This window comes from Promicromonospora sp. NPDC050249 (genome assembly GCF_040656015.1).
Classification (GTDB): domain Bacteria; phylum Actinomycetota; class Actinomycetes; order Actinomycetales; family Cellulomonadaceae; genus Promicromonospora.
Map to the genome: position 1 here is coordinate 91,396 of NZ_JBFAKY010000022.1, position 11,933 is coordinate 103,328.

Genomic DNA, 11,933 nt, shown 5'->3' on the forward strand with positions numbered 1-11,933 from the left:
CAAGGAGTGAGTACGAACATGGTCGAGAGACACGGTCTGGTCGTGAACATCGTCCCGGAGCTGCGGGAGGAGTATCTGCGCCTGCACGCCGACGTCTGGTCGCAGGTCGAGGCGACCCTCCAGGCGTGCAACGTGCACAACTACACGATCTTCGTCCTGGAGAACACGCTGTTCGCCTACTACGAGTACACCGGCACCGACCACGAGGCCGACATGGCACGGATCGCGCAGGACCCGGTGACCCAGGAGTGGTGGAGGCACACCGACCCGTGCCAGACGGCGTTCGGCCAGGACGCGGCGCCGGGCGAGCGGTGGCGGGACATGCAGGAGGTGTGGCACCTGCCGTGACGCGGTCTGCGTCGGCGAACGCGCTGGTCGGTCCTGACGGCGGCTTCAGCCGACGAGCGATCGTGTGCCGAGGGCGAGCGCGAGCCGGTCGGCGTCGGGTGTGCCTGGTTCGGCGGTGTAGACCATGAGGTGCAGGTCGGCGCCGGAGACCGACAGCACGTCGCAGTCCAGGGTGAGGCGACCGGCCTGCGGGTGGTCGATGACCTTGGTCGTGCCGCGCTGCGGTTCGACGTCGCCACGCTGCCAGAGCTCCGCGAATCGCGGGCTCGCCGCGCGGAGGTCCTCGATCAGGCGGAGTACCGCCGGGTCGTCCGGATAGCGGCCGGCCACCAGGTGGAGGTCGGCGACCAGCGTCTCCTCGAAGAGGATCTGTTCCTCGGGCGTGTGGAGGACACGGCTGGGCAGGCCGGTGAAGTTGCGCCAGACGCCGTTGCGCTCGTTGCCGCGCCACTGCGAGGTGTCGCCCATGAGGGCTTCGTAGGGTTCGTTCGCCGTGATCAGCGTCCACGCGGCGTCGTAGACCGCGACCGGGACGTCGCCGAGCCGGTCGAGCATCCGTCGCACGCCCGGGGTGAGGTACGCGGGCACCGTCCCGGAGCCGGGCGGGAGGTAGCCGGCGAGCCGGAAGAGGTGGGCCCGTTCGTCGGAGGTGAGCCGGAGCGCGCGGGTGAGCGCCTCGACGACCTGCACCGAGGGAGACGCCGCCCGCCCCTGTTCCAGGCGGGTCAGGTAGTCGGCAGAGATCCCGGCGAGCTGAGCGAGCTCCTCGCGGCGCAGGCCCGGGGTGCGGCGGCGGGATCCTGCTGGCAGCCCCGCGGCGTCGGGGCCGACCCGGTTGCGCCAGCGCCGCACCGCCGCACCGAACTCGGTCTCGGTCATGGGCACAAGTCTGCGCTCGTCCGTCCCCGCGGGCCAGGTCGGTGAGGCAAGCCCGCCAGGCTGGCCCTGGTGGTCCCAGGAAAACGAGACGGCTGGTTGGGTGCTCCGGAGAGGCGCACAGTCGAAGCATGACCACCACACTCATCACAGGGGCCAACAAGGGCCTCGGCTACGAGACGGCCCGTCAGCTCATCGCCGCGGGCCACACCGTCTACGTGGGCGCGCGGGACAAGGAGCGCGGCCACCGTGCCGCCGAAGAGCTGGGCGCGCGCCTCGTCGTCATCGACGTGACCGACGACTCCTCGGTCGAAGCGGCCGCCGCGCAGATCGCCGCTGAAGGCGGGCTCGACGTGCTCGTCAACAACGCGGGTGTCGAGGCGCGCACGGCCGACAACGGCGTGCCGCTCCCGGCCGACGAGACCGCCGACAGCCTGCGCCGCATCTTCGACACCAACGTGTTCGGGACCCTGCGGGTCACGCACGCGTTCCTGCCCCTGCTGGAGCAGTCGCCGGCCCCGGTCATCGTGACCGTGAGCAGCGGGCTCGGCTCGCTGGCAGGACTCGCCGACCCGGCCCAGCCCACCTGGGGGTACCCGGGGGTCGCGTACCCGGCCTCGAAGGCGACCGTCAACGCCATCATGATCCAGTTCGCGAAGGCTTTCCCGCAGATGCGGATCAACATGGTCGAGCCAGGCTTCACCGCCACCGACCTCAACGGCCGCACCGGTACGCAGACCGTCGAGGAGGGCGCCGAGATCATCGTGCGGATGGCGCAGGTCGGCCCCGACGGGCCGACCGGGGCGTTCCTGTCCGCCCACGGTCCGATCGCCTGGTAGGCCGGGCTCCCGCCACCGGCCGGGTGTCCTCGCTCCACCTGCGCTGTCGCCTGATCAGTCGCGGGGGTGGACGGGGGCGCAGGCGCGACGGCGTCGGCCGTCGCGCCTGCGGCAGCGGTCTGCGCGGCGGTGTGGCCTACTCGATGGCTCGTACCCAGACCGCCTGTCGGGAGGAGGCAGTGGAGATGTGGGCGGGGCGGGCCTGCCGGCTCGTGGAGACGAACGACATCTGACACTTGACGTGTGACGTGTTATCGCTCACATTTGGTCAAGCCGATGAAACCGGGCTTTACGGGCGGGCCTCTTCGTCGGTGCTTGGATCACACGCGGCCGTGTCACCTCAGTTGTGAGCGCTAACATCCCACCGCATGTGTCCGGGCATGCGTCGCGGTTCGCCTCTCCGGTGAACCGTCTGGTCTTGGTCAAGGAGGATCATGTCTGCTGTTTCCAGTTCTCGGTCGATCGCGCCGCCGTCGCGGCTACGCCGCTGGTTGGTGCGGGTCGTCGCTGCCGGTGTGGCGGCGTTGCTGGCGGGTGCCGGTGTCGTCGCGGTCACCGGCCCGGCCGCTGCCGCCACGGTCGACCCCACCGCCTGGTACGTCCTGCTGAACCGCACCAGCGGCAAGGCCCTGGACGTCAGCGGTGTGTCCACGGCCGACGGGGCCCTGCTCCACCAGTGGACCCGCACGAACGCCACCAACCAGCAGTTCCAGTTCGTGGACGCGGGCGGCGGCTACTACCGGATCAAGGCGCGGCACTCGGGCAAGGTGCTCGACGTCTCCAGCTGGTCGACGGCGGACGGTGCCGCGATCCATCAGTGGGCCGATCACGGCGGCGTCAACCAGCAGTTCCGGCTGGCCGACTCCACCGACGGCTACGTGCGCCTGATCAACCGCAACAGCAACAAGGCTGTCGAGGTCCAGAGTGCGGCGACGAACGACGGCGCCGCCGTGGTGCAGTACAGCGACTGGGGTGGCAGCAACCAGCAGTGGCAGCTCGTCCGCGTCGACGGCGGGAGCGGCCAGTGCACGCTTCCGTCGACCTACCGCTGGACCTCGACGGGCCCCCTGGCACAGCCGCAGAACGGGCAGGTCGCGCTCAAGGACTTCACCGCGGTCCGCCACAACGGCCAGTACCTCGTCTACGGGACTACACACAACGGGGTATCGGGCCGGGAAGGCAAGTGGGGCGCGACGGTCTTCAGCCCCTTCACGAACTGGTCCGACATGGCCGGCGCCACCCAGCGCACGGTGCCCTTCGGTGCCATCGCCCCGACGCTGCTCTACTTCGCCCCGAAGGACACCTGGGTGCTCGCTTACCAGTGGGGCTGGCCGTACAGCTTCTCCTACCGCACGTCGAGCGACCCGACCAACCCCGACGGCTGGGGCGAGCACCATGAGCTCTTCACGGCGACCCTTCCCATCGGGGCCCCCATCGACCAGACGCTCATCGCCGACGACAAGAACATGTACATGTTCTTCGCCGACGACGAAGGCAACATCTACCGGTCCAGCATGCCCCTCGGTGACTTCCCGAGCAGCTTTGGCTCGAACTACACCCGGATCATGACCGACACGAGGGACAACCTGTTCGAGGCGGTCGAGGTCTACAAGGTCCAGGGGCAGAACCAGTACCTCATGATCGTCGAGGCCATGGGGTCGAACGGCCGCTTCTTCCGCTCGTTCACGGCCACCAGCCTCGACGGCGAATGGACGCCCCAGCCCCAGGCCGAGACCCAGGGCAGCCCGTTCGCCGGCAGTGCCAACAGCGGCGCGACGGCCTGGACCCGGGACATCAGCCACGGCGACCTGGTGCGCACCAACCCCGACCAGACCAAGACCATCGACCCGTGCAACCTGCAGTTCCTCTACCAGGGGCGCGACCCCAGCACTGACGGGATGGAGTACGGCCTACTGCCCTACCGGCCGGGTCTGCTGACCCTGCGGCGCGACTGAGCGACAGAGACGTCCGGCTCGATCAACCCGTGCGTTCCCGCCCTGACGGGCGGGAACGCACGGACCTACCGCGTGAGGAGTAGATGATGCGAACAAGAGCAAGGTGGCTCGGAGCAGCAGCGGCGCTGGGCGTCGCCCTGGCCGTGGTGGCCATACCGACCGGTCCCGCCAGCGCGGAGTCCAACGGCGGGGTGCGGGTCATGCCGCTGGGCGACTCGATCACCGAGGGCACACAGACACCGGGCGGGTCGCGGATCGGCCTGTGGCAGCGCCTGGCCAACGGCGGGTACACCGTGGACTTCGTCGGGTCGCAGTTCAACGGGCCGGCGAGCCTCGGCGACCACGATCACGAGGGCCATCCCGGGTGGCGTATCGACCAGATCGATGCGAACGTCGTCGGCTGGCTGAACACCTACCAGCCGCAGACCGTGCTGCTGCACATCGGCACCAACGACATCCTGCAGAACTACAACGTCTCCACCGCCCCGAACCGGCTGTCCGCGCTGATCGACCGCATCACCACGACGGCGCCGAACACCAAGGTCTTCGTCGCCAAGATCATCCCGATCGGGTGGAGCGAGGGGAATGCGGCGGTCAACACCTTCAACGCGGCGATCCCCGGCATCGTGCAGAGCAAGGTGAACGCCGGCAAGAACGTGCACCTGGTCGACATGTACAGCCCTCTGACCGCCGCCGACCTGGAGGACGGCGTCCACCCGACGCCCGGCGGCTACGACAAGATGGCCGCGGCCTGGTACGACGCCCTTCGATCGGTACCCGGCAGCATCGGTACCTCGAGCGGCACCGAGGTCGTGGGGGCCCAGTCCGGCCGCTGCCTCGAGGTCACCGGGGGCGGCACGGCCAACGGTACCGACGCGCAGCTGTGGGACTGCTGGGGCGGCTCCAACCAGCGGTGGACCTACACTTCCGGCAAGCAGCTGAGGGTGTACGGCAACAAGTGCCTGGACGCCTACGGGCACGGCACCAGCAACGGCACCCGGGTGGTCATCTGGGACTGCGGCGGGCAAGCCAACCAGCAGTGGAACGTCAACGCCGACGGCACCATCACGGGCGTGGAGTCCGGCCTGTGCCTGGACGCCTCGGGCTGGGGCACCGGCAACGGCACGAAGGTCCAGCTCTGGACCTGCGGCAGCGGACAGGCCAACCAGCGATGGACGGTCGGCTAGGTCGCTGACTCGGTCGCGCTCACGACGCCGTCGTACGGCCAGGCGCCGTGAGCGTGACCCGAGAGGTTTACGGGTCCGTCCGTTCCTCGAACGGGGACGGCATGTTCTGGATCAGGAACCAGCTGCGTTCGGCGAGGCGCGCCTCGTCGTCCTCGGTGCGGTTCGTGATCATGGCGTACACGATCACGCGGCGGTCGTCACGCTTCGCCGGGTCGGTCTGGAACGTGTGCGCCTTGTATCCGAGCTTCCGGATCGCCCGGCGTCCGCAGCGGCGGAACTGCGCGATGCCTTCCGTGTCCCACTCCTCGAAGTGGTCGGTGACCTGAAAGTCGATCTCCAGAGGCCGCATCATGGCGGCCACCAGCTCGTCATCGTCCACAGCTCGCCACGCTACGCCGCGGGCGTCGTGCGGGTCTCGTGGATGGCAGGGTGAATTCGTTGGAACGGTGCCGAAAAGAGGCGCAGGCGTGTCGCCGCTCAGCCGGTCCGGGCGATGCCGTGCTGGTAGGCGAGGATCACGAGGTGCACCCGGTCGCGGGCGCCGAGCTTGGCGAGGATGCGGTTGACGTGGGTCTTGATCGTCGGCAGCGCGAGCGTGAGCTCGGCGGCGATCTCGGGGTTGGACAACCCCCGTGCGATACCGAGGAAGACGTCGTACTCGCGCGGCGAGAGCAGGGCCCGAGGGTCGGCGTCGGCGTGGTCCAAGGCCGCCACGTGGGCCTCGATGAGCCGCCCGGTGACACGGGGCGCGAGGACGGCGTCCCCGGCAGCGACGGTACGGATCGCGTCGGTGAGCTCGGCGGGTGTGGCGCTCTTCAGGAGGAAGGCGCTGGCGCCGGCCCGCAGGCTCTCGAAGGCGTAGGTGTCGAGGTCGAACGTGGTGAGCACGACGACCCTCGTGCCGGGAACCGCCCCGGTGATGCGGCGGGTGGCCTCGATGCCGCCGATCCCGGGCATCCGCACGTCCATGAGCACCACGTCCGGCCGGAGGGTGCGGGCACGTGCGACGGCTTCCTCCCCGGTGCCGGCCTCGCCGACGACGGCGATGTCGTCGGTCGCGGCCAGCACCAGCGAGTTGCCGGTGCGGACGAGGGCGTGGTCGTCGACGAGGAGCACGCGGATCGGCGGGCGGGGATCAGTCATCTACGAGGTCGTTCCTCTCGGCGCTCGGTGCTTGGTTCCTCGGAGTTCGGGAGGGTGCGCCTGGCGGGCGCGGCCAGGACGACGCGGGTGCGCCAGCCGCCGCCCGGCAGCGGCCCGGACTCGGCGTCGCCGCCGTGGGCCGCGGCGCGCTGCCGGATACCGACCAGCCCGTGCCCCGGCGGGCCCTGCCGGGTGGCCGGCCTGCCGTCGTCGGTGATGGTGAGGACGACGACGTCGTCGCCGTGGTCGATCGCCACGGTCGCCCCGGTAGCACCGTGCGCGTGCCGGAGCGTGTTCGTCAGGGACTCCTGCGTGATGCGGTAGACGGCCTGCCGCAGAGCGGCGTCCGCCGGCAACGCGGGCCCGGTCCGGCTCAGCGTGACGGGCAGCCCCGCGACCCGGAAACCCTCGGCCAGCTCCTCCAGGGCGGGGAGGTTGTCACCGGAGTGGTGGAGGTTGGCGTCGAGCCCGGCGTCGGCGTCGCGGAGCAGGGCCAGGGTGCGGTGCATGTCGCCGAGCGCGTCGCGGCCGACCGCGGCGATCTGCTCCACGGCCTCGCGCGACCGTTCGGGATGCTTCTGTGCGGCGCTGGTCGCGCCGTTGGCGAGGGCGACGATGACGGTGAGGGAGTGGGCGACGAGGTCGTGCATCTCGGCGGCGATACGGGTGCGTTCGGTCAGGGCGGCGTTCTCGATCCGCTGGTTCATGGTGTCGGTGAGCCAGCGGGCGTGGTCCCGCCGGCTCCTGACCAGGAACCCGGCGGCGAGGGCGATCAGCGAGACAGGGTCCATCAGGGAGCCGAGCTGCGGGCGGATCCCGCTCAGCGAGTACGGGACGGTGGCGAGCATGGCCACCGCCACCGCCGCGCCGTAGCCGATCACCGTGCGGGCCGTCGTCCGGCGGGAAGCGACCGTGTACAGCGCGACAGCGAACGGCAGCATGGGAAAACCGAAGCCCGGCTGCGTGAGCGCGCTCAGCGCGCCGGCCAGGGCGGCCACGATCAGCACCGCGAGCGGCCACCGGCGGCGCGCCAGCAGGATCCCGGCCGAGGCGGCGAGCAGGAGGTACCCCCACCACGTGGTGCCCTCCGCGCGGAAGCTCAGCACGAGCAGATGCGGGAGCCCTGCGGCGACCACGACGACGACGTCCACGAGGCCCGGGTGCCCGCGCATCCACAGGGCGAGGCGTGACGGCGGACGCATCAGGTCCGCAGCCTCGACCCGCAGGCCCTCCGTCGTCATCGTTCCCCTCTTCGCGGTAGATGTCCGGGTCCATTCTGCGGGGTGCGGCAGGTCAGCCGGCTGTCGGGCGGCACGTCAGGCGTCACGTAGGTGGAGCAGCACGCCCGCCACGAGCAGCGCGACGACCGCCCACAGCGCGAGGACGCCGAACCCCGTCCAGGGATCGAGTTGCGCGACGGAGTGTAAGTCGGAGATGAGCCGGCGCCCCGCATAGGTCGGGGTGTAGTCGGCGGCCTCCCGGATGCCGGGGATGGACGACACCAGCGGCGGCGCCACGACCAGGAGCCCGAGGACAGCGGTGAGCGCGCCGGCGACGTGGCGCAGGGCGGCCGCCAGGCCCGTGGCGAGGACCGCGATCGCCGCGAGGTAGGCCCCCGAGCCGAGCGCGAGCGCGACGGACTCTTCGAGCCGGGGCGCGTACACGACGTCGGACCCCGCCAGGATCAGCATCGACAGGCCGAGGCTGCCCGCCGCACCGATCGCACCGGTCAGGAACCCGAGCGCGGCCAGCACGAGGGCCTTGGCGGCCAGCCAGGGTGATCGTGTCGGCAGCGCCAGCAGCGACAACCGGGCCTGCCCCGACGTGTACTCACCGGTGGTCGCGAGGACGGCGAGCACGGCGACCACGATCTGCGCCCACAGCACGCTGTCCATGAACTGCATCGGCTCGGCGGTGATCGTCTGCCCGGCGAACCGGGGATCGGCGAGCCGGGACCGCAGGCTGACCGACAGCAGCGCGCCGGTGCCGATGATCGTGAGCAGCGCACCGGCGGCGAGCATGCGATGGGAGAGCAGTGTCCACAGCTTGACGGCTTCCGCGGCGACCGCGCCGACGAGCAGGGGACGGGCCGGGGTCAGGGTGCTTCGGCGGGTCATCGGGTTACCTCCACGGTGTTCGTCCCGGTCAGGGCGTTCGAGCGAGTCGGTGCGCTCGCGGCGGTCAGACATCGCGAGCCCGGAGCGCGACGACAGCACCCGCGAGCGCGGCGGCCGTCCAGGCGAGCAGGACGGCGTATCCGCCCCAGGGCCCGAGCTCGGCGGCGGCGCCGTCGGGCGCGAGGAGCAGCAGGCCTGCCGACGTCGGCAGGTAGGGCGCGAGCTCCTGTATCTCAGGTACCGGAATCATGGTGGTGGCGAACGGCGTGACCCACAGGAACACGACCACGGCGAGGATCGAGCCCGCGAGGTCGCGCACCATCGTCCCGATCCCGAGCGCCAGCACCGAGATCGTGCCCAGGTACAGCCCGGCGCCGGCCACCAGCCGGACCGCGAGGGCCGGCTCCGCGCCCAGGTCGGTTCCCGTGGCGGAGGCCAGGGCGAAGGCTGCTCCGCCCCCGGCGGCGCCGGCGGCGAGCCCGACGACGCCCACGACCGCGACCTTCCCGGCCAGGACCGGCCACCGGTCCGGCACGGCCAGGAACGTGACCCTGCTGGTGCCCGACGCCCACTCCGAGCAGATCAGCACGACGGCGAGCATCGCCAGCACGAACTGCGCCCACGCGACCCCGGCCAGCAGCTCGGTCGCCGTCGGCGCGGGGACGGGACCGTCGCCGTCCTGGGCCGACAGCAGCATCGCGGCGAGACCGATGATCAGGGCGAACGCGGCGCTCGCGGTGACCAGGTTCGACGGGAGCGAGCAGAACTTCACGTACTCGGCGCGCACCGCCCGTGCCACGGCCGTCACGCCCCGTCCCCGATGCTGGCCTGGGACCCACCCATGTCTCCGCCGCGGTACTCGACGGCGTCCCGGGTCAGCCTGAGGTACGCCTCCTCGAGCGTCCGGCCGGCGTCCGAGGTCAGCTCCGCGATCGGGGCGTCCGCGATCAGCTCGCCCCGGCCGATCACCACCACGTGGTCCGCGACGAGCGCCAGCTCGCTGAGCAGGTGCGACGACAGGAACACCGTGCGCCCCTCGGCGGCGAGCGCGCCCAACAGCCCGCGGATCCACGCCACGCCGTCCGGATCCAGCCCGTTGACCGGCTCGTCCAGGATCAGCGTGTGCGGGTCACCCAGCAGCGCGACGGCGATCCCCAGCCGCTGGCCCATCCCGAGGGAGAACTTCCCCGCCCTGACCCGGGCCGCGCTCTCCAGGCCGGTCAGCCCGATCACCTCGTCGATCCGCGGCGCCCGGAACCCGTGCGTCGCCGCCACGGTGCGCAGATGGTCGACGGCCCGCCGGGACCGGTGCGCGGACCTCGCGTCCAGCACCGTGCCCACCTCCCGCAGCGGCGCACGTAGCCGGGCGTACCGCACGCCGTCGATCAGCGCCTTGCCGGCGGTGGGACGGTCGAGCCCGACGATCGAACGCATCGTCGTGGACTTGCCCGCCCCGTTCGGCCCGAGGAACCCGGTCACCCTCCCCGGTCGCACCTCGAACGACAGATCGCGTACTGCCCACGTCCGCCCGTACCGCTTGCCCAGCGACTGCACCTGAATACCCATCATCGACCTCCGGTCCGCGAACGACGTGCGTCGACGCTACGAAGAGGCCGGTGCCCTGCGATGCCACCCCAGGGTTGAACTTCGGCGAGCGCTCCTGACCCGCAGGGTCGGACGATCCGGCTACCGCGCGTGGCATGCCTTCAGATAGCTCAGGAACGATGCCTGAAGCCCCGTGACATGTGTCTCGTGCAACATCGTGTTCGAGACCTGCTCCGACCGGCCCTTGGCGTGCAGCTGATCCAGGACCGTGAGGACGTTGCGCGCCATTGCGCGGTAGATCGGGATGTCTCCGAGCGCTTCGGCCTCGTTCAGCGTGATGTGCAGCCGGGGAGCAGGGGAGTCCTCGCCCGGCTCGGGCAGGGCTTCGACCAGGTTGAAGATCTGGCTGTCGGCACTCACCACACCGGGGCTGCCCGCGCCGAAGGTCGTGAACGGTGCTGCCCCGCACAGCCAGGCGTAGAGGGCGAAGAGACCCCCGTAGGAGTAGCCGAAGAGGCCGTGCCCGGCCTCGCTGACCCGCAGCTTCGACTGCAGCTGAGGGTGGAGCTCGGCGGTGAGGAAGTCGAGGAAGACATCCGCGTGCGTGTCAGACAGCTCCGCGAGGTAGGCCTCCATCTGCTCCTGGGTCATCTTCCCGGTGTCGCGCGCCCACTCGACGGTGGCCACCATCTCCGCGCTGACAGGTTCCCCTGGCGGGACCAGATCGCGGTTGCGCAGGTGCTCCCAGGCTGCGGCCTCCTCGCCGGCGTACCCGATGGTGACCTGGACGTAGGGGCCGATCGTCAGGAACGGGTCTGCCTGGGCCACGATCAGGGGCGCAGTGAGACCAACGGTCCAGTTGCCGTCCACCACGTAGATCAGCGGCAGCCGCTCTGTGGAGTCCGCATAGCCAGGCGGTGTGGTCACCCAGACGCCGTAACTGTGCCCCGACCGTGCGGTGGCCTCGAAGTACTCCGTGTCCGGCAGGCAGCCGTGCAGCATCTCGGTCATCGAGCTCTTCCTTTCCTGGCGCCGCCGTTCCTCACCACGAGGGCGACCTCTTCAAGGCCTGGCGCAGCATCCTCAACAGTGGTGAATTCAATGTCCGGTACGCTACTCAACAGTGGTGAGTTCGTCAACGGGAGGTACCGTGAGATCGCCGGTCGGAGAAGGTCGGGAGCGGCTGCTGGAGGCACTGTTCGACGAGTTCGGTGAGAACGGCCCGGGCGCGAACCTCTCGATGCGGCAGGTCGCCGAGCGGCTCGGTGTGCACCACACACTGCTCACCTATCACTTCGGTTCTCGGCCAGGTCTGCTGCGTGCGGTGCTGTCGGAGGCGCGCCGCCGCGACAACCTCGTCATCGCCGCGGCCGGCGACGAGCTCGGGTTCGAAGCTCTGTGCAGGACCATCTGGAGCTTCTACTCGGACCCCGCGCACGAGGACCGAATCCGCGCCTTCTTCCACCTGGTCGGGCTCGCCGTCTACGAACAGGACGTGTTCCACGAGTTCGTCGCGGACATAGACGACCTGGCACGCATCCTCGAAGCGGCCGCCCTGCGCGACGGCATCACCCCGACGCAGGCAGAGCGGCAGAGCATCATCGCCACCTCGTGCCTGCGAGGACTGCTGCTGCAGCGACTACTGACCCCAACCGCCGAGATCGACGCCGCGGCGGAGCACTTCATCACCTCACTGGGGCATTTCACCGGTGAGGGTCGCCCGTCGTGAGCCAGCCTGTCGGTGAACCGCTGGTGTCCTGTGTCTGAGGTTCGCGTTCCAAGCCTGTGGTGCCGCGAGATCGGTCGGATGCACGCGGCCCGAAACGAGATCGGTCGCTTGCTCTGAGATCGGTCCGTTGATTGACCGACTCGAGGGGATCGACATCGCGATGCTCAACGTCGCGGTGCCGGCCATCGCCGCCG

Annotated in this window: 13 protein-coding genes; 5 read left to right on the plus strand and 8 right to left on the minus strand. The window is 70.4% G+C overall.

The features are described from left to right. The first annotated feature begins 18 nt into the window (after positions 1 to 18). Positions 19 to 348: an L-rhamnose mutarotase gene (locus AB0I32_RS18400; RefSeq protein ID WP_357508547.1), complete on the plus strand. Its 330-nt coding sequence runs from the start codon at positions 19 to 21 to the stop codon at positions 346 to 348. 45 nt (positions 349 to 393) lie between these two features. On the opposite strand, the gene AB0I32_RS18405 is transcribed toward AB0I32_RS18400, so the two are convergent. Further along, a complete protein-coding gene (locus AB0I32_RS18405; RefSeq protein ID WP_357508549.1) occupies positions 394 to 1,227 on the minus strand; it encodes a helix-turn-helix transcriptional regulator in 834 nt (277 codons plus the stop codon). 128 nt (positions 1,228 to 1,355) lie between these two features. Between AB0I32_RS18405 and AB0I32_RS18410 the strand changes: the two genes are divergently transcribed. From AB0I32_RS18410 to AB0I32_RS18420, 3 genes are all read left to right on the plus strand, one after another. Next, positions 1,356 to 2,063, plus strand: a complete 708-nt coding sequence (locus AB0I32_RS18410; protein ID WP_357508551.1) for an SDR family NAD(P)-dependent oxidoreductase — start codon at positions 1,356 to 1,358, stop codon at positions 2,061 to 2,063. A 434-nt stretch (positions 2,064 to 2,497) separates the two neighbouring features. After that, positions 2,498 to 4,018: a non-reducing end alpha-L-arabinofuranosidase family hydrolase gene (locus AB0I32_RS18415; RefSeq protein ID WP_357508553.1), complete on the plus strand. Its 1,521-nt coding sequence runs from the start codon at positions 2,498 to 2,500 to the stop codon at positions 4,016 to 4,018. Positions 4,019 to 4,104: 86 nt separating this feature from the next. Next, the gene (locus tag AB0I32_RS18420; protein WP_357508555.1) at positions 4,105 to 5,205 is read left to right on the plus strand and encodes a ricin-type beta-trefoil lectin domain protein; all 1,101 of its coding nucleotides are present in this window, start codon (positions 4,105 to 4,107) and stop codon (positions 5,203 to 5,205) included. 67 nt (positions 5,206 to 5,272) lie between these two features. Here AB0I32_RS18420 and AB0I32_RS18425 read toward each other — a convergent pair whose 3' ends face one another. From AB0I32_RS18425 to AB0I32_RS18455, 7 genes are all read right to left on the minus strand, one after another. After that, positions 5,273 to 5,584, minus strand: coding sequence for a hypothetical protein (locus AB0I32_RS18425; RefSeq protein WP_357508557.1), 312 nt, complete (start codon positions 5,582 to 5,584; stop codon positions 5,273 to 5,275). 98 nt (positions 5,585 to 5,682) lie between these two features. After that, the gene (locus tag AB0I32_RS18430) at positions 5,683 to 6,348 is read right to left on the minus strand and encodes a response regulator transcription factor (RefSeq protein ID WP_357508559.1); all 666 of its coding nucleotides are present in this window, start codon (positions 6,346 to 6,348) and stop codon (positions 5,683 to 5,685) included. After that, complete coding sequence (locus AB0I32_RS18435) at positions 6,345 to 7,589, minus strand: histidine kinase (RefSeq protein WP_357508561.1); 1,245 nt, start codon at positions 7,587 to 7,589, stop codon at positions 6,345 to 6,347. The genes AB0I32_RS18430 and AB0I32_RS18435 overlap by 4 nt, the downstream gene beginning before the upstream one ends. A 75-nt stretch (positions 7,590 to 7,664) precedes the next feature. Next, complete coding sequence (locus tag AB0I32_RS18440; protein WP_357508563.1) at positions 7,665 to 8,465, minus strand: hypothetical protein; 801 nt, start codon at positions 8,463 to 8,465, stop codon at positions 7,665 to 7,667. A 64-nt stretch (positions 8,466 to 8,529) separates the two neighbouring features. After that, positions 8,530 to 9,273, minus strand: a complete 744-nt coding sequence (locus AB0I32_RS18445) for a hypothetical protein (protein WP_357508565.1) — start codon at positions 9,271 to 9,273, stop codon at positions 8,530 to 8,532. Beyond that, complete coding sequence (locus tag AB0I32_RS18450) at positions 9,270 to 10,031, minus strand: ATP-binding cassette domain-containing protein (RefSeq protein WP_357508567.1); 762 nt, start codon at positions 10,029 to 10,031, stop codon at positions 9,270 to 9,272. Before AB0I32_RS18450 ends, AB0I32_RS18445 begins: the two co-directional genes overlap by 4 nt. A gap of 120 nt (positions 10,032 to 10,151) precedes the next feature. Then, positions 10,152 to 11,021: an alpha/beta hydrolase-fold protein gene (locus tag AB0I32_RS18455; RefSeq protein WP_357508569.1), complete on the minus strand. Its 870-nt coding sequence runs from the start codon at positions 11,019 to 11,021 to the stop codon at positions 10,152 to 10,154. A 139-nt stretch (positions 11,022 to 11,160) separates the two neighbouring features. Between AB0I32_RS18455 and AB0I32_RS18460 the strand changes: the two genes are divergently transcribed. Next, the gene (locus AB0I32_RS18460) at positions 11,161 to 11,739 is read left to right on the plus strand and encodes a TetR/AcrR family transcriptional regulator (RefSeq protein ID WP_357508571.1); all 579 of its coding nucleotides are present in this window, start codon (positions 11,161 to 11,163) and stop codon (positions 11,737 to 11,739) included. Positions 11,740 to 11,933: the final 194 nt, after the last annotated feature.